At 62.6% G+C, this 20,967-nt stretch carries 21 protein-coding genes and 1 pseudogene; 16 read left to right on the forward strand and 6 right to left on the reverse strand.

Annotated features, from left to right (window positions below; translation table 11 throughout):
* From LA304_RS07380 to LA304_RS07400, 5 genes and pseudogenes are all read left to right on the forward strand, one after another.
* Positions 1-114 (forward strand): annotated as a pseudogene (locus LA304_RS07380) (ABC transporter permease); the annotation flags it as partial.
* Positions 111-1,115 carry an ABC transporter permease gene (locus LA304_RS07385; RefSeq protein WP_224502496.1) on the forward strand — a complete coding sequence of 335 codons (1,005 nt, stop codon included), beginning with the start codon at positions 111-113 and terminating at the stop codon, positions 1,113-1,115. The pseudogene LA304_RS07380 and the gene LA304_RS07385, both read left to right, overlap by 4 nt.
* Positions 1,115-1,429: an L-rhamnose mutarotase gene (locus tag LA304_RS07390; RefSeq protein ID WP_224502721.1), complete on the forward strand. Its 315-nt coding sequence runs from the start codon at positions 1,115-1,117 to the stop codon at positions 1,427-1,429. The genes LA304_RS07385 and LA304_RS07390 overlap by 1 nt, the downstream gene beginning before the upstream one ends.
* Positions 1,426-2,805, forward strand: coding sequence for an FGGY-family carbohydrate kinase (locus LA304_RS07395; protein ID WP_224502497.1), 1,380 nt, complete (start codon positions 1,426-1,428; stop codon positions 2,803-2,805). The genes LA304_RS07390 and LA304_RS07395 overlap by 4 nt, the downstream gene beginning before the upstream one ends.
* On the forward strand, positions 2,796-3,941 hold the full coding sequence (locus tag LA304_RS07400) for an alpha-hydroxy acid oxidase (RefSeq protein ID WP_224502498.1): 1,146 nt from the start codon (positions 2,796-2,798) through the stop codon (positions 3,939-3,941). Before LA304_RS07395 ends, LA304_RS07400 begins: the two co-directional genes overlap by 10 nt.
* On the opposite strand, the gene LA304_RS07405 is transcribed toward LA304_RS07400, so the two are convergent.
* The 5 genes from LA304_RS07405 to LA304_RS07425 all read right to left on the reverse strand — a co-directional run bounded on the left by LA304_RS07405 (position 3,932) and on the right by LA304_RS07425 (position 8,755).
* A complete protein-coding gene (locus LA304_RS07405) occupies positions 3,932-4,771 on the reverse strand; it encodes a glycerophosphodiester phosphodiesterase (RefSeq protein ID WP_224502499.1) in 840 nt (279 codons plus the stop codon). The two genes, LA304_RS07400 and LA304_RS07405, sit on opposite strands and share 10 nt — an antisense overlap.
* Positions 4,764-5,828, reverse strand: a complete 1,065-nt coding sequence (locus tag LA304_RS07410) for an ABC transporter ATP-binding protein (protein WP_224502500.1) — start codon at positions 5,826-5,828, stop codon at positions 4,764-4,766. Before LA304_RS07410 ends, LA304_RS07405 begins: the two co-directional genes overlap by 8 nt.
* Positions 5,829-5,838: 10 nt before the next feature.
* Positions 5,839-6,699 (reverse strand): ABC transporter permease, encoded by an 861-nt coding sequence (locus LA304_RS07415; protein WP_224502501.1) that lies wholly within the window; start codon positions 6,697-6,699, stop codon positions 5,839-5,841.
* A complete protein-coding gene (locus LA304_RS07420; protein WP_224502502.1) occupies positions 6,696-7,490 on the reverse strand; it encodes an ABC transporter permease in 795 nt (264 codons plus the stop codon). The genes LA304_RS07415 and LA304_RS07420 overlap by 4 nt, the downstream gene beginning before the upstream one ends.
* A 107-nt stretch (positions 7,491-7,597) precedes the next feature.
* The gene (locus tag LA304_RS07425) at positions 7,598-8,755 is read right to left on the reverse strand and encodes an extracellular solute-binding protein (RefSeq protein ID WP_224502503.1); all 1,158 of its coding nucleotides are present in this window, start codon (positions 8,753-8,755) and stop codon (positions 7,598-7,600) included.
* A 203-nt stretch (positions 8,756-8,958) separates the two neighbouring features.
* On the opposite strand from LA304_RS07425, the gene LA304_RS07430 reads away from it, so the two are divergent.
* Both LA304_RS07430 and LA304_RS07435 read left to right on the forward strand, forming a co-directional pair.
* The gene (locus LA304_RS07430; protein WP_224502504.1) at positions 8,959-10,125 is read left to right on the forward strand and encodes an MFS transporter; all 1,167 of its coding nucleotides are present in this window, start codon (positions 8,959-8,961) and stop codon (positions 10,123-10,125) included.
* A 30-nt stretch (positions 10,126-10,155) separates the two neighbouring features.
* Complete coding sequence (locus LA304_RS07435; RefSeq protein WP_224502505.1) at positions 10,156-11,517, forward strand: CehA/McbA family metallohydrolase; 1,362 nt, start codon at positions 10,156-10,158, stop codon at positions 11,515-11,517.
* Between the two features lie 7 nt (positions 11,518-11,524).
* On the opposite strand, the gene LA304_RS07440 is transcribed toward LA304_RS07435, so the two are convergent.
* Positions 11,525-12,418 (reverse strand): LysR family transcriptional regulator, encoded by an 894-nt coding sequence (locus LA304_RS07440; RefSeq protein ID WP_224502506.1) that lies wholly within the window; start codon positions 12,416-12,418, stop codon positions 11,525-11,527.
* Between the two features lie 191 nt (positions 12,419-12,609).
* On the opposite strand from LA304_RS07440, the gene LA304_RS07445 reads away from it, so the two are divergent.
* The 9 genes from LA304_RS07445 to LA304_RS07485 all read left to right on the forward strand — a co-directional run bounded on the left by LA304_RS07445 (position 12,610) and on the right by LA304_RS07485 (position 20,966).
* Positions 12,610-13,617, forward strand: coding sequence for a hydroxyacid dehydrogenase (locus LA304_RS07445; RefSeq protein ID WP_224502507.1), 1,008 nt, complete (start codon positions 12,610-12,612; stop codon positions 13,615-13,617).
* 1 nt (position 13,618) lies between these two features.
* Positions 13,619-14,299 carry an RraA family protein gene (locus tag LA304_RS07450; protein ID WP_224502508.1) on the forward strand — a complete coding sequence of 227 codons (681 nt, stop codon included), beginning with the start codon at positions 13,619-13,621 and terminating at the stop codon, positions 14,297-14,299.
* 48 nt (positions 14,300-14,347) lie between these two features.
* A complete protein-coding gene (locus LA304_RS07455; RefSeq protein ID WP_224502509.1) occupies positions 14,348-15,301 on the forward strand; it encodes a Bug family tripartite tricarboxylate transporter substrate binding protein in 954 nt (317 codons plus the stop codon).
* A 149-nt stretch (positions 15,302-15,450) separates the two neighbouring features.
* Entirely contained in the window at positions 15,451-15,912 is a 462-nt protein-coding gene (locus LA304_RS07460; protein ID WP_224502510.1) for a tripartite tricarboxylate transporter TctB family protein, read from the forward strand.
* A gap of 7 nt (positions 15,913-15,919) precedes the next feature.
* Positions 15,920-17,428, forward strand: a complete 1,509-nt coding sequence (locus tag LA304_RS07465; RefSeq protein ID WP_224502511.1) for a tripartite tricarboxylate transporter permease — start codon at positions 15,920-15,922, stop codon at positions 17,426-17,428.
* Between the two features lie 3 nt (positions 17,429-17,431).
* Positions 17,432-18,475 (forward strand): amidohydrolase family protein, encoded by a 1,044-nt coding sequence (locus LA304_RS07470; protein ID WP_224502512.1) that lies wholly within the window; start codon positions 17,432-17,434, stop codon positions 18,473-18,475.
* The gene (locus tag LA304_RS07475) at positions 18,472-19,389 is read left to right on the forward strand and encodes a tripartite tricarboxylate transporter substrate binding protein (protein ID WP_224502513.1); all 918 of its coding nucleotides are present in this window, start codon (positions 18,472-18,474) and stop codon (positions 19,387-19,389) included. Before LA304_RS07470 ends, LA304_RS07475 begins: the two co-directional genes overlap by 4 nt.
* Before the next feature lie 82 nt (positions 19,390-19,471).
* Entirely contained in the window at positions 19,472-20,446 is a 975-nt protein-coding gene (gene dctP / locus LA304_RS07480; protein ID WP_224502514.1) for a TRAP transporter substrate-binding protein DctP, read from the forward strand.
* A complete protein-coding gene (locus LA304_RS07485) occupies positions 20,430-20,966 on the forward strand; it encodes a TRAP transporter small permease (protein WP_219783727.1) in 537 nt (178 codons plus the stop codon). Before dctP ends, LA304_RS07485 begins: the two co-directional genes overlap by 17 nt.
* Position 20,967 lies beyond the last annotated feature (1 nt).

The raw sequence follows: 20,967 nt of genomic DNA on the forward strand, positions 1-20,967 counted from the left end.
TTCTGGCAACTCGCCATCTCCGGGGCTGCGATCATCATCGCCGTGACCTTCAACTCCCGCGCTGGCCGCTCGAAAGGCCGTGTCATCCTCAAATCCGCGGAGCATGCCCAATGAGCCTTGCAGAGACACAACAGACCACCGCCCGCCAAATCCCCGACCGGCTGACGACGCCCCTCGCGCGGACGCTCAAAAGCTGGGAAAGCCTGCTCCTGTTGGTGGCCGTCGGGATTTTCATCCTCAACAGCTTCGCCTCGCCCTACTTCCTGAACGCATGGAACCTCTCGGACGCGACGTTCAACTTCACGGAAAAGGCAATGATCGCGTTCGCCATGGCGCTCTTGATCATCGCGGGGGAGATTGATCTCTCTGTCGCCTCCATCATCGCGCTCGCCTCCACCGCGATGGGTCTCGTGATGCAGGCCGGATTTGGCACCCCCGCGATTGTCGCCACGGGTCTCGTGACGGGTCTCCTGTGCGGTGCCTTCAACGGGGTGCTCGTCACCCGCCTCGGCCTGCCGTCCATCGTTGTGACCATCGGGACCATGAGCCTCTTTCGCGGGATCAGCTACATCGTCCTCGGCGACGGCGCGTTTCGCGGCTACCCGAGTGAGTTTGCGTGGTTCGGTCAGGGCTATGTCTTCTGGGTGATCACCGTCGAACTGACGATCTTTGCGATCCTCGCGGTGATATACGGCATCGTGCTCCACAAAACCAACTTCGGCCGCGCGGTCTATGCCATCGGCAACAACGCCACCGCCGCGACCTTTTCCGGTATCCGTGTAGAGCGGGTGAAATTCATCCTCTTTCTGCTCACGGGCCTCATGTCGGGTCTGGCGGCGGTCTGCCTCACCTCACGTCTTGGCTCCACCCGTCCGTCCATCGCCTCCGGCATGGAATTGGAAGTCGTCACCATGGTCGTCCTCGGCGGTGTGAGCATCCTCGGCGGCTCCGGTTCCATCCCCGGCGTCGTGATCGCGGCCTTCGTGATGGGTCTCGTGACCTTCGGCCTTGGCCTGTTGAACGTGCCGGGCATCGTGATGTCGATCGTCGTCGGCGCGCTCCTGATCGGCGTGATCGCCCTGCCGCGCATCTACCATAACCTGCGGGGGAAATGATGGAGAAATACGCCTTTCGCATGGTCCTCAATGAGGGATGTCTCGACGAATATCGCAAACGCCATGACGAGATCTGGCCGGAGCTTGTCACCCTGCTCAAAGACGCGGGCGTCGAAGATTACTCCATCCACTACGACCCCGAGACCCGCCATCTGTTCGGCGTCCTCTGGCGGCGCGACGATCACGGCATGGCGGACCTGCCCGACCATCCTGTGATGAAGCGCTGGTGGGCGCATATGGCGGATATCATGGAGACCCATCCGGACAACCGCCCGAAAGAGCAACCCCTCGAAACCGTGTTCCACCTGCCATGACCACGCCGCGCCATATCGCCGTTCTCGATGTCGGGAAAACCAACGCCAAGCTTGCGTTGGTTGACGCGGGAAGTCTGACGGAACTCGCCGTCGTCACCCGCCCGAACACCGTTCTCGCGGGACCGCCGTGGCCGCATTTCGATCTCGAAGGGCATTGGGCCTTCTTCCTCGACAATCTCACGGCGTTTCATGCAAGCCACGGGATCGACGCGATTTCTGTCACCACGCACGGTGCCTCGGCTGTGTTGCTCGATGCGGACGGAGGCCTCGCCGCGCCGATGCTCGACTATGAACACGACGGGCCGGATAGCCTCACCTCCGAGTATGACGCCCTCCGCCCGCCATTCTCGGAGACCGGATCGGCCCGCCTCGGCATGGGCCTCAACGTCGGCGCACAGCTCTTTTGGCAGTTCGAGTCTGATCCGACCCTTCGCGACCGCGTCGCCCATGTGCTCACCTATCCGCAATATTGGGGCTATCGCCTCACGGGGCGAATGGCGACGGATGTGACCTCGCTCGGATGTCACACCGATCTGTGGAACCCGTGGGAGGGGCGGTTTTCGTCGCTTGTGGACCGTCTCGGCCTCACCGACAAACTCGCTCCTGCGCATCCCTCCGCTGATGTGCTCGGCACGGTGTCTGAGGAGATCAGCGCCCGCACGGGTCTCTCGCCCGACACACCGGTCGTCTGCGGCATCCACGATTCCAACGCCTCGCTCCTGCCCCATGTCCTCGGACGTCAGGGCGCGTTTTCCGTCGTCTCGACGGGAACTTGGGTCGTCGTCATGTCGGTCGGTGGACGTTCTACCACGCTCGATCCAGACCGCGATACGCTCGTCAATGTAAACGCCTTGGGCCATGCCGTGCCCTCCGCGCGCTTCATGGGCGGGCGCGAATATGAAATCATCCGCGCGGGCGGCGAGACAGAGGTCACAGACGCCGACCGCGCCGCCGTGCTCGCAGAACAGATCATGCTCCTCCCAGCCGTTGAGCCGGGGTCTGGCCCGTTCAGAGGGCGTGAGGCCACGTGGCACAATGAGCCGAACGAGCAAGGACAGCGCATGGCCGCGCTCGGCTTCTACCTCGGGCTGATGTCCAAGACCTGCCTCGATCTCGTCGGCGCAGACGGTCCTGTGATCGTCGAAGGCCCCTTTGCGCGGAACCGCGAATACCTCGATATGCTTGCGACACTGCACGAAGATGGGGTCGAGATTGCGGCGTCCGCGACGGGCACCTCTGTGGGCGCAGCGATGCTATTCGCGGAAAATGCCTCCCCGCCGGAAACCCATAAGGTCACGCCCACACAGAGCGACGCGCTCCTGTCCTATGCCGCCGCATGGAAAGCCAGAGTTGAAGGGGAAACCACATGCGCCTGACCGATTGTCACAACTTCCACGACTTCCGCCGCCTCGCCGAACGTCGCCTCCCCGGTCCGATTTTCAACTACATCGACGGCGGGGCGGATGACGAAGTGACCCTGCGCCGCAACACGGAGTCTTTCGAGCACGTCGATCTCGTCCCCAACGTGCTGCGCGGCGTGACCGATGTGGACCTCTCGACAGAGATCATGGGGCAAAAACTCGACCTGCCCGTCTACCTGTCCCCCACCGCGCTTCAGCGCCTCTTCCACCACGAGGGCGAGCGCGCCACGGCGGCCGCCGCCGCGAAGTTCGGCACAATGTTCGGGGTCTCCTCCCTCGGCACCGTGTCGATGGCGGAGCTCGCCGCGAAACACGACACGCCGCAGGTCTACCAGTTCTATTTCCACAAGGATCGCGGCCTCAATTCCGCGATGATGCAAAAGGCGAAAGAGAGCGGCATTCAGGTGATGATGCTCACCGTCGACAGCATCACCGGCGGCAACCGCGAACGCGATCTGCGCACGGGCTTTTCGATCCCCTTCCGCCTGACGCTCGCGGGTTTGATCCAGTTCGCGATCAAGCCGATGTGGGGGATCAATTACGTCACCCATGAAAAATTCAGCCTGCCCCAACTCGATGCCCATATCGACATGAAAGGCGATACGCTCACCATCGGACGCTACTTCACGGAGATGCTCGACCCGTCGATGAACTGGGACGATGTGGAACGCATGGTCGCCGAGTGGGGCGGGCCGTTCTGTCTCAAAGGGGTGATGAGCGTCGAGGATGCGAAGAAGGCCGCAGAGATTGGCTGTCAGGGCATCGTGCTCTCGAACCACGGCGGGCGGCAGTTGGACGGATCACGGTCGGGCTTTGATCAACTCGACGAGATTGTGCAGGCCGTTGGCGACAAGATCGACGTCATGGTCGATGGCGGGTTCCAGCGCGGCACCCATGTGCTCAAGGCGCTCGCGCTTGGCGCGAAAGCCGTGGGTCTTGGCCGCGCCTATCTCTATGCGCTCGCGGCGGCGGGTCAGCCGGGGATTGAGAGAATGCTCACCCAACTGACCGCAGAGATCACCCGCGACATGCGCCTGATGGGCGTGACGCGGGTCTCTGATCTGACGCCGGATATGCTGCGCTATCGCTGACAGGCCGCGAAGAGGCCCTCGGGATTGTCCGTCGTGATCTGATCCACGCCCAAATCCATGAGGCGTTTGCAGAGGGCGACGGTCTCCGGCGTTGTGGACTGGACCGTGTAGGCGTCGATCCGGCATCCTTCTGCGTGGAAGGCCGCGATCATGTCGAAGTCCCGCGACAGCGCATCGAGGATGAGGCGAATGTCGAGATAGATGACCCGCGCGCGGCCTGCCTCACTCATGGCGTGGGACACAAAGCTCACATCATCACCCGACAGCGCGAGCGCCTCTCTCATCCCGAAGTGACAGGGATCGTGCCCGACCTGCATCTTCGGAAGCGCCTCCGCCAGCAGACCGACCGCTTTGGCGTCGCCGCCCGAGAGGATCATGTGTTGCTGAACAGGAGCGACGGCGCGGGCGAAGGCGTCCACGTCAGCCTGCGTGAGTGTCTTGGAGGTCTCTTTGAGATCAAGCTGGAGCAACGCCCCGTCGCCGACCGTCATCTCGGACAGCGTAGCGCAGAGATCAGAGAGCAGAGCGACCGGCGTGTCCGTCACCTGCCCCGCATTGTCGCGGCGCGTGAGGGACCGGATTTGATCTGCGGTCGCGTCCGCGACGCGCCCCGACCCCGTCGTCGCACGGTCCAGTATTTCGTCATGAAGCACGGCAAAGCCCCCGCCCGCATGGCGCACGAGGTCGATCTCGACTGAGGCGCCGAGTTGCATGCCTTCGATGATCCGCGCGGGGGCGAATTCCATATCAGAGGCGCATTTGCGCCCCCGATGCCATTTGAGCCACGTCCGGCCTTTGGGGTGGAGGATCGTGACAGGAGCGTCAGACATGGGCCACCTCCCGCATCTCAACAGGCGCAACATCGGCGAGCTTTTCGGTGCCACGGAACACGGTGACACGGTCAGCGCTCAGCGAAACCGGCTGTCCGGTCGCGAGACGCGTGGCGGGCGGGCACATGGCCTTCACCCGCGTGCCATCCGCGAGGTCAATGTCCACAAGGATATGCGTGCCGTAATCCGTGGTGCGATGCACTCGCGCGGTTGAGGTCGCCGACGGGGTCACCACGATGGCCTCGGGCCGGATGGCGAGTTCCACGGGTCCGTCGCTCACAGAGGCCTCAATCTGGAAGACCGCATGATCGCTCCGTCCGCCGCGCATGTCACAGGCGAGGAAGTTCATCGACCCGATGAACCCCGCAACAAACCGCGTCTCTGGGGCGCGATACATCTGATCGGGGCTGGCCACCTGTTCGATCTCTCCGCCCTGCAACACGACGATGCGATCGGCGAGCGCCAGTGCTTCGTCCTGACCATGGGTCACGAAGAGCGTGGTGATCCCCAGACGGCGCTGGATGTCGCGCAACTCTTCGCGGAGGTGTTCGCGCAGGTGTTGGTCGAGGCTCGCGAAGGGTTCGTCGAGCAACAGGATTTTCGGCTCCAGCACGAGCGCGCGGGCAATGGCGACACGTTGTTGTTGCCCGCCCGAAAGCTGCCAGACACGGCGGCTGCCATAGTCGGCGAGGCCCACCAACTCGAGCGCCCCCGCCACTTTCTCCTGAATCTCGCGGCGCGGCATCCGGCGGAGTTTGAGGCCAAAGGCGATGTTGTCCGCGACCGACATATGGGACCAGAGCGCGTGGCTCTGAAACACCATCCCCGTCGGGCGTTTCTCCGGCGGGATGCGCGTGACATCCTGCCCGTCGATCAGAATGGCACCGCGATCCGGAGTTTCGAACCCGCCCGCCATGCGCAGGATCGTGGATTTGCCGGACCCCGACGGGCCGAGCAGGCAGACAAGTTCGCCGTCTTCCACATCGAGGGAAATGTCGCGGATCACATCCGTGCCGTCGAAGGACTTGCCGATATTTTTGAGTGAGAGTTGAGCCATAATGTTTTCCTCAGACGCCGAAGCCTTTGGCAAAGGATGCGGACCCGACGAGACGGCGGGTGAACATCAGCGCGATGAAGCTCGGAATCCACAAAAGGACCGAAAGCACCGCGCCGTATTGCACGACGATCTGGTTGTTGATGAAGGTGATCATGAGGACGGGCATGGTGCGGATTTCCGGCGCACCGATGAGCCAAGCGCCCTCGGTTTCGTAGAAGGTGCCGACAAAGCTCAGGAGCACGGCGGCAAAGATGGTGGGCGCGGCCTGCGGCAGGCTCACGGACCAGAAGACCCGCAGAGGGCCAGCGCCCGCATCCCGCGCCGCCTCTTCCATCGCGCGGTCCACGTTCTGAAACGCCGCGACGGGAATCCAGATCATCATCATGAGCGTGCCGACGAGCTGAATGAGCACGACGCCCCAGAAGGTCGAAATCAGGCCGAGGTTGAGAAAGATGCCCGCAATCGCGACCAGCAGGCCGAACTTTGGAAAAGCGTGCGAGGCGAGGAAGGACAGGAACAGGACATTGCGTCCCGGAAAGTCCAACCGCGCAAAGGCATAGGCCGCCGGCAGACAGATGATCGCGGAGAGCAGTGTCACCGTGACCGAGAGCCGGATCGACAGGAACATCGCGCCCCACACATCCGGCCGCGCGAGCGTGGCATTCCAGAACCGCAAACCGAACTCCTGCGGCAGGAGGCTCGGGTAGCGCCAGACCTCGGCAAAGGCCCAGATCGCGACAACGACGAGCGGGACGACGACAACGAGGCCAAGCACCGCCACGATCCCGAGGCCGAGCCAGTCGGTCTTTTTGGTCTTATGCGTGGGCACATGGCTGTCCCTCGCCATGGTGACGGGGTCTATGGCAGTCATCGACGCGCCTCCCGGTTCTTGGCGATGGAGCGGACGTAGAAGGCCCCGAACCCCGCGCAGATGATAAAGGTGATGACGGCCTGCGTGACGGCCATGCGGGTGTCGAGCACCTGAGAGAAGGTCCGCTGCATGAACGGGCCCATCATCTCCGGCGAGGCGGGGCCGAGGACGTAGGGCAGCGTGAAGGCGGAGAAAATGCTCAGCACCGTAAAGGACAGCACCACGAGCATCGCATTCCCGATCTGCGGCAGGATGATGTGCCGGAGGAGTGCAAAGTGCCGCGCACCTGCGTCCCGTGCCGCCTCGACGGCGTTATCCGACACACCCCCAAGACCCGCGACGAGCATGAGGGTCGTGAGCGGAATGTTGTCCCACACGAGACCGATGATCGGCCCCCACGGGGTCAGGTAGGGCGAATTGATTTTCGGCAGGCCCACCGCATTCAGCACCAGATCGACGGCCCCGTTAGGACCAATGGTGCGGATCAACGCGTAGGCGAGGATCACCGACGGCACGAACATCGGAAAGAGCGCGAGGCCCTGAACCAACGCCGCAACCCGGCTCTTGGCGAACCGCAGATAGAGCGCGAGCGGCAGGCACGTCGCCATGAGCAGGGCAGCACAAACCGCCGTCACCCAAAGCGTGAGCCAGAGGTTCGAGAGCGAATAGCCGTCCGTGAGAAACTGGTGATAGCTGTCGAAACCGAACCGGACGCCAGCGTCACCCTTCACAAAGAGCGTGCGTCCGATCGCGTTGAAGATCGGATAGATGATGAGCCAACCAAGAAGCATGACCGGCGCAGAAACGAGAAGGAGGCCCGTGAGCCCCCTTCCGTGACGTTTTGCCTGGCCACCCTTCCGGATACTGCGATCCGGGGATGCCAAAGTCGTCATGGTGCTTAGCCCCGCGAAATGCCCGGAGCGACGTAGCGATACCAACCATCGTTGATCGCCGCGTCCCAGTCACCGCCCGGGAAGGTCGGGATGGAGGCCGGAATGACGTCTTTGTACTTCTCGCGCAGCGCCGCATCGACGTGATCCCACGACACGCCCGGGAAACCGCCAAGCTCGGTGATGATCTTGGACTGCACTTCTTCGGAGAGCACATAGTTTACGAGCTGCATGGCAACGTCTTGGTGGGAGGCGTTGGTCGGCACGGTGATCCGGCTGAACCCACCGCAAAGCGCGAGGTCCTGAAGCTGGACGAGACCGGTGGTTTCCGGCAGCACACCCATGTTGAGCGCCTGAAGAACCTGATCGGACCACACCGGCGTCATAGTCACAACGCCTTGAGCCAAAAGCTGGATCGACTGCGTGTTACCGGAGGAGTAGGACCCGCCTTCATAGAGGCTCGGGGCCAGAGCGTTCAGGATGCCCCATGCGCCCGGCAGGGTCTCCGCCGCGTAGGCGTCGGAGTAGTTGGCAAGGGTGAATTTCATCGGGTCGCGACCGTTGGCTTCGTGGATCGCACGACGCACGAAGTTGCCGCCGGAGCCGCCTTTGTCCGGACGGTTGTAGATGAACTGGCCCGGGTTTGCGTGAATCCACGCGGTCATTTCGTCCCATGTTTTCGGAGCGTCTTCGGCGGACACGCGGGTCGCGTCATAGGCGAGCAGCACCTGAGAGCCACGGTAGGGCAAATCGAAATCGGTCTGTTTCGCGGCAGGGTTCACACGGCCCCAACCGTCGACATTGGCTTCCGCAAAGTTGACCCAGAGACCTGCGTCGATGGAACCTGCGGTCTGGTCCGGCGTGTAGGCTTCGAACAGATCGACCTGCGGGTCGTTGGAGGTGCCGAGAGCCGCCATCGCACGGTCGGCAATTGCACGCAGACCGGCACCGTCACCCGCATCAACCACGCGCACTTTCGCGTCCGCATTCACAGCGCGGAAGCCCGGAAGAATGACGTTGGTCCAGAAATCGGAGATGTTGCTGTCAGAGCCGGTGTAAACGTTGACGAAGCCGTCGGCAGCGAGCGCGATGCGCGGCATGGCAAGCGTTGCGGAAGAGAGAGCTGCCGTTTTGAGAAGGCCGCGGCGCGAAATTTGGGAGGTCATGACATATCCTGTCTAGTCTTGGAAAATCATCGCCAAAGGGAGGATCGGCGATTTGATCAAGTGGTCAGATAGGAACGCTTCGCTGCACTTCGATGAAAGTTTCACGACAGATATATGAAATTCGGCAGCGCTAACAATCGTGCTTTGACTAGCCCCGAAAATGGTGTTTGAGCTGTCCTGTTCCCTTCGATCGGTCAAGACTCATGCCATTCCCCATGCCGCTCACGCTTCTCCCCGCGTGCATCTTCTTCGCCAATGCGACGCTCTACGTGACGCTCTATTCCCGCCTGCCGGAGGTGAGCAACGCACAGGGTGTTTCGCCCTCCGCACTCGGTCTGGCGCTCTTGGCGCAGACGATCGGGACGTTGATGGGCTTTCCATTGGCGACGCCGGTGATCGACCGCTTCGGCGCACGCCGCGTTGCGGGGGCCACCATGTTTGCGGCGCTGATCCTTTTGCCCGCCGCGGCGACAGGCATCATCGCACCGGGGCTTTGGGGCATTGCCATTCCGCTCTGGTTTTACGGGTTCGCGATGGCCATCATGGAGGTCGCGAAAAACCTCATCGCCGCACGGATCGAAGAGCGCAGCGGCAAAAACGTGATCTCGAAGAGCCACGGCTTCTGGTCCGCCGGTCTCTTTGTCGGCGCGCTCCTTGGCGGGTGGGCCGCAGGCAATGGCATGACCACCGGAGAGGAACTGCTCTGGCTCGGCGCAGCGTTTCTGCCTCTCGCCCTTCTCCTGCTGGCCCGCGCCGGTGATCCCGAACCGATGGGCCCCGCGCCCGATAGCGGCCCGCGCTTTTCCAAACCCGACGCCTTTGTCGTCGCCCTCCTCATTCTGGTCGCGGGGTTCAGTATCACCGAGGGCGTCATCTATGACTGGTCCATGTTCTACCTCCGCGAAGAACTAGCCCTCGACGCCACGTTCGCTGCGAAAACCTATGCCGCCTTCACCATCGGGATGTTCGTCGCGCGGATGGTCGGGGATGACCTGCGCAAGCGTCTGTCCACAGATCGCCTGATCCGCCTCATGGCCGTCGTCGTTCTGCTCGGCATTGCGATCACGGTCTTCGGGCCGGAGTTTTCTCTCGGCCTGCTCTACGTCGGCTTCGTGCTGATCGGCTCCGGCGTGGCTCTCGCCGCGCCTGTGGCGACCTCGCTCGCCATGCGTCACCCGACCCGGTCCGCGACCAAGACGATGGCGTCCTATTCCCTTATCTCTCTCTTGGCGCTCTTCGCGGTGCCGCCGCTCATGGGGACGGTCGTCGAAACCCATGGCGCGGTCTGGGCGATCCTGTCTGCCTCGCCCCTTCTGGCCTTTGTCGCGCTCTTTGCCCCTCGCGTTGTCGCGCGGATGCGGGACACCTGAGCCGCCCCACATTTCAGTCACGAGATCATCATGCCCCAGACATTCACCGGACACCTCGGCCTCGACCACATGGGCACACATGTGCCGCACGCTTTCACTGTGCCGGAGGGCGTTGGCACCCTGCGGATACGCTTTACCCACGATCCCGCCCATCCGGGCAGCGGCGACATCCCGCACCAGCTTTCGATCTCCGTCTACGGTCCCAATGGCGCGCGCGGGACGCGGCACAACAACGCCGACCAAAGCCCCGTGATCTCCACGCACCATGCCTCCCCCGGCTATCTCCCCGGCCCGATTGAAGCCGGAGACTGGCGGGTCGAGATTGACGTCCACCGCATCCTTCCGCCGGGCGGGGTGTCCTATCGTATCGAGGTGGACTGGGACGCGGACGAGTTGCCCGCACCTGACGCCCCGCCCGTCCAAACAGCCACGCGAAACCGTGGCGAGGGCTGGTATAAGGGCGATCTGCACGGCCATACGCTCCATTCCGACGGCGCGCTCACCGTCGCGGAGTATCTCGACTATGCGCTAGAACGCGGCTTCGATTTCGTCGCCCTGACCGACCACAACACCACCTCCGCGCTGCCGGAGCTTATGGCCCGCGCGGGGGAAGCGATCACCATTCTTCCGGGCGAGGAACTCACCACCTACAACGGCCATGCGCTCGTCCTCGGGACAACGGCGTGGGTCGATTGGGCCATCCGTGACGGTCAGACGATGGCCGGCCGCGCGCGTGAGGTCACGGAGGACGGCAAGGTCTTCGTCATCGCGCACCCGAAATCCGAGGGCCATCCCTTTTGCACCGGATGTCGCTGGGCCTTTGCCGACCTGCTCCCCGGTCCGGCGCGGCATGTGGAGGTTTGGAACGGGCCGTGGACGTCCTGCCCGCAAAACCCCGGCGGGGTCGCGCTCTTCTATCGCTGGCTGAACGAGGGCTACCGGATGATTGCCACCTGCGGCACCGACACGCACCGCCGCGCCAAACCGGACCAGCGCCACGGGTTCAACGTCATTCGCGCCGCGGACAACACGCTCCCTGCCCTGCTCGACGGTCTACGCGCCGGCGAATCCTATATCACCAGCGGCCCGTTGCTCTACGCGCAGGCCATCAGCGCAGGTGAGAGCGCCACGTTTGGCGACTGCCTTCCGGCGGGCGAGGTCACGGCGACATGTGTCCTCGGCGACGAGGACATGCCCGGCGACCTCACTCTGACCCTCATCCACAACGGCAAAGTCATCGCCCGCACACCCTGCGCGACGGGACTGGAACATAGCGCGGTCCTCACGGCGGGGTCCGGCGATTGGATCACATGGGAACTCCGCGACAGCGACGGCGCACTGCACACGATCACCAACGCCATCCTCTTTGGCGGCGAAGAGGCGTGGATATAACCCCGCCTCACTCCTCCGCGCGCGGCACGCCGTAGTCGCCGCAGAGCGAGACGAGCACCTTGTGCAGCGCCGTCGTGAGTTCGTGGCGGGGCGATCCCGTGCGTTCCACGAGGCCGATCTGTCGGGTCAGTTGCGGCGTGCCGAACGGAATGCGGACGAGGTTCATGTCCTCTGGTTCCTGCAACGCCACATGCGGCACGACGGAGATGCCGAGCCCCTGACGAACGCAGGTCACAATCGAGCCAATGGTGTCGATTTGCGCCACGTCCTGCGTGACGGCACCGATGCGCGACAGCTCTGTGTCGATCAGATTGGCGAGCGGCACCTGACTGTGGAACCGGACATAGGGCATCGTATTGAGCAAATGAATCGGGTCGCGACTCTCGGTATTTCGGGGCGCAATGAGCCAAAGAGGCTCCCGAAGGAAGGGAGTCCACCGCAATGCAGCCGGAAAACCGACGTGTTCCGCGACCATTGCGGCGTCCAAACGGCCCGACGCGACATCCGCAATCAATGTTGAGGAGAGCGAGACCCGCAGGCTGATTGTCAGCTTCGGATAGGTGTCGCGCATCTGCAAAATCGTCCGCGGCAGCAGGTTGAGCGCACTGGAGCGCACCGAGCCGAGCAACAGCTTTCCCGCCACCAGATCACCGCGCAGACTGGCCTTCGCATCCTCCTGACGCTGGAGAATATCCTTCGCCATTTCAATGACCTGCATCCCGTGCGGCGTGAGCTTTGGCGGCCTGTGGGTGCGGTCGAACAGCGTGACGTTCAGCTCCTGTTCGAGGGCCTGAATCTGTTGGCTGACCGCAGAGGGCGTGAGGCCGACAACATCGGCGGCATGGGCAAATGTGCCGTGGCTCTGGATCGCCAAAAGGGTTTTGAGTTGACGCGTGTCCATTCCTAAATCCAGTTTTTCTAAACTTAATAACAAGAATTAATCGCTTTTGTGAAGAGTATCTTCGTCTTACGGTGCTCGCCACACGGAGGAGACTGCCCGTGCTCTGCTGGGAGGCAGACACGGTGATCCCAAATACAGAATTTTGAAGACTGCGCTCGGCTCTGGCTGGGGCGCAACTGGAGACATGTGCGATGAGCAAGACGATCCTTGTAACCGGCCCCGATCTCGCCCCTGCTGCGAAAACGCTCGCTGCCGAGCGCGGCTATAGCCTCGTTTACGGCCCGGCCTACGCAGAGGCCTCTGTGCTCGCTGATCTGATGGTCGAAAGCGGCGCGGTCGGCATCGTGTCTCGTCTGGGTCGCATCGACGCGCAGGTGATGGATGCTGCGCCCCAGCTCAAAGTGATCTCCAAACACGGCGTCGGCGTCGATAACATCGACCTCGCCGCCGCTGGCGAACGCGGCGTGCCTGTCCTCGTTGCAACGGGGGCCAACGCGGTCTCCGTGGCCGAACACGCCATCGCTCTCATGCTCGCCACCGTGAAACGCGTGCTGCCGCTCGACGCGAGCCTCCGCGATGGCCGTTGGGAGAAACCCGGTTTTCAGGGCCGCGAACTCTTTGGTGCGACCATGGGTCTGATGGGCATCGGCGCGATTGCGCGGGCCACTGGCCTCATGGCAAAGGGCCTCGGCCTCAACCTGATCGCATATGACCCGTTCGCCCCCGACAGCCTGTTCGAAGAGATCGGCGCGAAACGCTGCACCACGACCGAAGAGCTTTTCGCCGCCTCCGACGTCCTGTCGCTGCACTGCCCGCTGACCGACAGCACCCGTGGCATCGTGAACGCCGAAGCGCTCGCCCAGATGCCGAAAGGCTCCTACGTGGTGAACACCGCGCGCGGCGGTCTCATCGACGAACCTGCTCTCGTGGCGGCGGTGGAATCCGGTCACATCGCAGGTGCCGGTCTCGACACCTTCGCCTCTGAACCGCCGGGTGCTGACCACATCTTCTTCTCGCAGCCCAACATCGTGATGACCCCGCACATCGGCGGCGTCACCGCTCAGGCCAATGCCCGCGTCGGCGTCGAAGCCCTGACTGGCATCTTTCAGGTGCTCGAAGGCGAATCCGTCGCCCCCGCGCGCATCGCCAACCGCAAATTCCTGACCGCCGATGCGGTCCTTACCACAGTGGAGAAATAATATGCCTGTCGGTTTCCGTATCCTCAACCGCACCCAGGTCGCATCCAAAGATCTGGTCGACGCCTATGCCAAGCTCCCTGTCGCCAACGTGTCGGACAGCATGTCCCGCATGACCGCCGCTGGCCCGACCCTGCGCCCGATGCACGCCTCCGGCGGCATGGCCGGTGTTGCGCTCACGGTGAAAGCCCGCCCGGGTGACAACCTGATGCTGCACAAAGCCATCGACATGGCCGTGCCGGGTGACGTGATCGTCGTTGACGCGGGTGGTGATCTGACCAACGCGCTGATGGGTGAACTGATGCTCGCCTATGCCGTGAAAAAAGGCGTGGCCGGTTTCGTGCTCAACGGTGCAATCCGCGACGTTGACGCCTTTGTCGAAACCAACCTGCCGACCTTCGCCGCCGGTGTGAGCCACCGTGGCCCGTACAAAGACGGCCCGGGCGAAATCAACGTCCCGATCAGCCTCGGCGGCATGGTGATCCACCCGGGTGACATCGTGATCGGCGACAGCGATGGAGTGCACTGTGTGCCGCTCGCAGACGCGGAAGAGGTTCTGAAAAAGACACAGGCCAAATCCGACGCCGAAATCAACCAGATGAAAGCCATCGCCGAAGGCACGAACGACCGCACCTGGGTCGACGCTGCTCTGACGCGGCTTGGCTGTGAATTCCCGGCCGAGTGAGGCCGGGATTATCCCTAACTGACTATTCGCATGAACAGGAGGAGTAGCATGCATAAACTGTTTCAGAAAACCGCCCTCGTGGGCGCCTTTGTCCTCGCAGCGGGCGCTGCCGTGGCCGAATATCCGGAAAAGCCGATCGAAGTGATCGTCGGGTATTCCGCAGGCGGCGGCACCGATGTGATGGCGCGCACGGCCGCTCCGTTCATCGAGAAATATCTCGGTGACGGTGCAAGCCTCGTCGTCAAGAACATGCCCGGCGCGTCCGGTCAGATCGGTGTGACCGAGGTGGCGAATGCGGATCCTGACGGATACACGCTCGGCACGTTCAACCTGCCGGGGATGATGGCCCGCACCATCGACCGTAAGGCCGATTACGACCGCGAGAGCTTTACCTATCTCGCCAACGTCGTGAACGACCCGAACGTGATCGTAACCGCGAAAAGCAGCGGCCTCGACACGATGGACAAACTGATCGAAGCCGCCAAGGCCGATCCGGGCGCCATCACCGTCGGTATGTCGAGCCTCGGCGGTGACGACCACTTCATGTTGATCAAGCTCGAAGGTCTGACCGAGAGCGAGTTCACCATCGTGCCGTTCAAAGGCTCCGCGCCTGCACGGACCGCACTCATGGGTGGCCACGTTGCCATGGGCATTCTCAACATCTCCGAGGTCGCCAGCTTCCAGGAAGAGCTGAACGTGCTCGGTGTTGCGACAACGGAACGCTCTGACTTCGCACCGGAACTGCCGACGCTCCAGGAGCAAGGCTTTGACGTGGTCAACGGCTCCATGCGCGGCTTTGTGGCCCCTGCCGGTCTGCCCGAGGACGTCGTTGCCAAACTCGACGCAGCGTTTGCGCAACTCGCCAGCGATCCGGACTTCCTTCAGGCGATGAAAGACACCGCCAACCCGGTCGAAGTCGTCCGTGGCGAAGAGTTCAAGGCGTTGACCTCGGATCTCTACGATCTGGCAAACCAGGTGTGGCAAGAGACCCCCTGGAACTAACCCTCCTGACCGCAGGCGGCTGATCTGTCGCCTGCGGATCAAAAACGCGCCGGGGCCTCGCTTCCACCTCCCTGACGAGATCCCGGCGTGTGATTTTTCGCGGCTCGGCCGCAACGCCGTTCCCCCCCTATCTCTTTGGAGCTTCAACCATGTCCGAAGGTCAAAAAAATCGCTTCTTGCGTCCCGAAACACTGAGCGCAGTCGGCATTCTCGTTGTTGCCGCCGGTTTTCTGATCCCGACGACCGACTTGCGGTCGATTTCGGCACTGCTGCCCGCCGCCATGCTGATCGGTCTGATCATCCTGTCGCTGCTGCTGCTGTTGTCCGATCAACGCAAAGCTTCTGCGGGTGAAGCCGCCGAGAAAGTGACCAACTCGCCCAAGCGCGTGATCGGGGCGTTCTGTCTCATCGTCGCCTATGCCGTCGCCTCCGACATGATCGGTTTCTACATCAGCACCGTCATTGCCGTGCCGACCGTGGCCTATGTCTTTGGCTTCCGCAATCCGCTCGGTCTCGCGATCGCGACTGCGATCGTCGTTGGCTCCATCTGGCTGATTTTTGATTTCGGGATGTCGCAGGACTTCCCCACTGGCCGTCTCTGGCAGAACTGAGGCTCCCATGTATTCTGATCTACTCCACGCCCTTCCCGAAGTTTTCGCCCTCACAAACTTCATCGCCGTGATCATCGGCGTTCTCGCCGGTATCGTTGTCGGCGCTATGCCGGGCCTGAGCGCTACCATGGCGATCTCGGTCCTCGTGCCTTTCACTTTCGGTCTTGAGCCGCTCGTTGCGCTCGGCCTGATGGCGGGTATCTACAACGGCGCCATGTATGGCGGTGCGATCCCGGCAGTGCTGCTGCGCATTCCCGGCACGCCTGCCGCCGTGGCCACCACCTTTGACGGCTACCCGATGGCCCAAAAGGGTCAGGGCGGTTTTGCCCTTCAGGTCGCTGTTGTGTCCTCCTCCATCGGCGGTATTGCCTCGGCCTTCGCGCTGATGCTGCTCGCGCCGCCGCTGTCCAAAGTGACGCTGCTCTTCGGTCCGGCCGAAGTGTTCTGGGTCGCTGTGTTCGGTCTCGCCTCCATCATCTTCCTGCTCGGCGGGAATCCGGTGAAGGGCCTGATCTCCGCGTGTTTCGGCGTCTTTGTCTCCGTCATCGGCTCTGACCCGATCTACGGCAACGACCGCTTCACCTTTGGTCAGCTCGAACTGCTCGACGGCATCAACATCGTGATCCTGCTCGTGGGTCTTTACGCGCTCCCGCCGGTGATCGACCTGCTCGAAACCCCGCTCAAAACCGACAGCGTCGAAGGCGAGAAACTCGGCACCGAGCCGATCTGGAAAGCCCTGCCCAAAATGAAGGGCTACTGGAAAACATGGCTGCGTGGCTCTTTCATCGGCATCTGGATCGGCATCCTGCCGGGCGCAGGTGGCTCCATGGCCGCGTTCATGTCCTACAACGAAGCGCGTCGTAGCTCCAAAAAGCCTGACGACTGGGGCAAAGGTGAACCCGAAGGCGTCGCAGCCGCAGAAACCGCGAACAACGCAGACACCGCGTCCGCGCTGATCCCGGCCCTGACGCTCGGCATCCCGGGGACGGCTGTGGCGGCTGTTATGCTCGGTGGTCTGCTCGTGCATGGTCTGCAACCGGGTCCGATGCTCTTCCGTGACAACCCTGATGTTGTGTTCGGCTTCATGTGGCAGTTCCTCTTCGGTGCGATCCTGCTCGTGCTGCTCGGCGGCTCTCTCGCCACCAACAGCTTCGCGCGTCTGCTGAACCTGCCGCGTCCGCTGCTCGGGTCGATCATCATCGTCCTCATGCTGATCGGGGTCTATTCGATCCACGGCCGTATGTTCGACGTCTACATGATGCTCGGGTTCGGTGCTGTCGGTTGGGTGATGGACAAACTGAAGTTCCCGCTCCCGCCTGTGGTGCTCGGCCTGATCCTAGGTGCATTCGCCGAAGAGAACCTGCGTCTCGCCCTGCGGATTGGTCGCGGTGACTGGGCCGTGCTCTTCAAGAACACCACCAGCCTCGTGCTCGTCGCTCTCACCGTTGCCGTCGTTGTCGGTCCGATGATCAAGCGTCGCTTCATCGACAGCCGCAAAAAGGAAGGCGAGGCCTGATCCATGGCGCTGGCAAGCCCTCATCATACCGTCCGTGAGGACTGGCTGGCCTTGGTCCGCGAAGAGGTGATTGATCCCGCGCAGCCGATTTTCGACTGCCATCATCACCTCTGGGACCGGCCGGAGGGTCGTTATCGGGCCGAGGAGCTTGCCGCCGACATTGGCGATGGTCACGACCTGCGCGCCAGCCTCTATGTCCAATGCCGCACCGGATATGATGAAAGCGGCCCCGAAGCCCTTCGTCCGGTGGGTGAGGTGCGCACGATCCTCGAGTGGGGACGTGCGCAGCCGCAGTTTCCGGTCGGTCTCGTAGCCTTTGCCGATCTTCAACTGGGCGCCGATGTGCGCCCGGTTCTCGATGCTCTCAAAGCCGCAGGCGAAGGCCGCGTAAAGGGCATTCGCAACACAACCGCGTGGCACGCCGATCCGGCCGTGCGCTCAAATCCGCGCCCTGCCCCTGACGGGCTGTTGCGCACCCCTGCGTTCTACGAAGGGGCCCGTGCGGTGGCCGAGGCGGGGCTTTGCCTCGATGTCTGGGCCTATCAAAGCCAACTCTCCGAGGTCGCGGCACTCGCCCGTGCCCTGCCGGACCTGACAGTGGTCGTGGATCATTGCGGTGGCCCTTTGGGGATCGGGCCCTACCGCATCAATGACGCGACCTGTTTCGCGGACTGGCGCAGCGCCTTGGCCGAGGTGGCCGCGCTGCCCAACACGCGGATCAAGATCGGCGGCTTTGGTCTCTCGGTCATGGGCTATCGCTATGCCGATGCCCCCCTGCCACCGCACTCCGAAATTCTCGCGGCTGACTGGCAACCGCATGTGGCCGCCTGTCTCGATCTCTTCGGTGCAGAGCGCGCCATGTTCGAGAGCAACTTTCCCGTCGACAAAGGGCAGTTCGGCTACCGGACGCTCTGGAATGCCTTCAAACGGCTCGCTGCAGATCTGGACGCCTCTGCGCGCGACGATCTGTTCTGGCGCACCGCCGCCCGCTGCTACGGCATCGACGACACACTTTTCACGACATCAACCGGGAGGACCCTGTCATGAGAAAAACCCTATCCGCCGCGCTGCTCGCGGCGATGGCCGTCGCCACCCCTGCGCTGGCCGAATACCCCGAGAAACCGATCGAAGTCATCGTTGGCTATTCCGCCGGCGGCGGCACCGACGTGATGGCCCGCACCGTGGCGAAGTTCCTTGAAACCGCGCTCGGCGATGGCGCCGCTGTGGTTGTCAAAAACATGCCCGGCGCAGGGGGCCAGATCGGCTTTACCGAAGTCGCGAATGCCGATCCGGATGGCTACACGCTCGGCACGTTCAACCTGCCTGCCGCTTTGGCTCTGACCAACGACCGTAATGCCGATTACGACGTGACGAGCTACACCTACCTCGCCAACTTCGTCGAAGACCCGAACACCGTTGTCGTGAGCGCAGAGTCCGAATTCGAAACCCTCGACGAACTCTTGGCCGCGGCCAAAGCCGATCCGGGCGCAATCACCGTGGGTCTGTCGTCTCTCGGCGGCAATGACCACTTCTCCGCGAACATGATCGCCCAGGCATCCGGAGCCGAATTCACCCTCGTGCCGTTCAAAGGCGCGTCGATGGCCCGCACCGCTCTGATGGGCAAACACGTTGCCGCAGGCACCATGACCCTCAGCCAAACCGCGTCTTTCCAGGACGAACGCTCCGCCTTCCGCCCGGACGTGCCGACCGCGAAAGAACTCGGATACGATGCGCAAATGTCGTCGCTCCGTGGTATCGTAGCACCGGCGGGTCTCGATCCGGAGGTCGAAGCAAAGCTCGAGGCCGCACTGAGCGCAGTGAACGCCATGGAGGAGTTTCAGGCGATGATGGCCGAGCAGGGCAACCCGATTTCTTTCGTATCGGGTGACGCGTTCGAAGCCGTTGCCGTTCAGCAAGATGGTGTCGCACGGGCAATCTGGGAAGAGACGCCCTGGAAATGATCTTTTCCGGCGTTGCCCCTTCGGGCGCGCCGGTCCATACCGCCGAGGAGGAGACCTTCGGCATCTCTAGGAGGATAAACACATGAATTTCAAAACCATCGCCGCCACCGCGCTCACGCTGACCCTGCCGCTCGCAGCACAGGCTGACGACTGGACCGCCTACACCTACTCGTCTGTGTCCACCACGTCCGCCGTGAAAGGCATGACCCGCATCTCGGAACGCGTCGCTGCGGAAACCGACGGCGAACTCGACATCACCCTGCACCTCGGCAAAACGCTTCAGATCGCATCCGCCGACATCACGCAGGCTGTCGGTGACGGCATCGTCGATTTCGCAGCAGACTTCTTCTTTTCCGGCAACGTGCCGATCGCACGTATCCTGAACCTGCCGATGCTCATCGAAAACGATGAAGAGTGGGCCGCTGCCTATGCCGCCATTGAGCCGACGCTCGTCGAGGCCTTCGCAGACCAGAACGTCGTGCTGCTCGGTGGCTACCGCTATCCGGAACAGACGATCTTCACCACCTTCCCGGTCAACAGCCTCGCTGATCTCGACGGTCACAAAATCCGCGTGACCTCGCCGGAACAGGGCAAGTTCGTCGAAGAGTTCGGCGGCGCCGCAATCACCCTGTCGGGCAGCGAAGTGCCGACCTCTCTGGAGCGTGGCGTGATCGAAGGCGTGCTGACCGCAAGCGCCGGTGGTGCGAAGAACTGGCACGAGTTCCTGCCCTACAACTACCGTTTCGCGGTGAACTACGGCAACTCGATGATCATCGCCAATGCCGACGCCTTTGACGCGCTCGATCCGGAAGTGCAGGAAACGCTCCGCGCCATCGTCGCAGAAGAAGGTCCGGCCACAACGGCGGCGTTCCTCGTGGACGAAGACGCACAAAAAGCGTCGCAATCCGCAGCGGGTATGACCCTCACCGATGCTGCCGAAGGCGATGTAGACATGGCCGCTGAAAAGCTCGCTCCGTTCTGGGCAAGCTGGGCGGAAGAAAATGGCCCCGAGTATGTCGAGGCCCTGAAGGTAGTCCGCGATGCAATCGGAAAATAATCCAAACTTTGAAGAACAGAAGGGGCCGGCAACAGCCGGTCCCGTTTTCGACGTTGCCGAACGCACCACACAGGTTGTGACCGGTGTCGTTCTGGCCGCCCTCGTGATCATGGTCTGCACCGAAGCGTTCCTGCGCGGGGCATTCAACTACTCACTGGGCTTCGTCGAAGAACTGACCGGCTACTCCGTCGTGCTGCTGACCTTCCTCGGCGCGGCACAGGCACTCCGTCACGGGGCCCTGTTTCGGGTGCATTTCCTGTTCGACATCCTGTCGCCCAATGCACAACGCTGGATCACACGCATCTTCGTTGTGATGGCGCTTGTGGTTTGTGCGATCCTCGCATGGAAAACCAAAGACCTGATGCTCTCGTCCTTCTCGCGCGGCAAATTTGCCCCGACGGTCCTGCGCACGCCGCTGTGGATTCCGCAGATGGTGCTCCCGCTGGGCTTTACCGTCATCGGTATCTTCCTGGTCGAGAAACTCATCCTGACCTTCCAAAAATCCAAAGAAAGCCTCTGAC

Source organism: Celeribacter litoreus, assembly GCF_020165855.1.
Lineage (GTDB): Bacteria > Pseudomonadota > Alphaproteobacteria > Rhodobacterales > Rhodobacteraceae > Celeribacter > Celeribacter litoreus.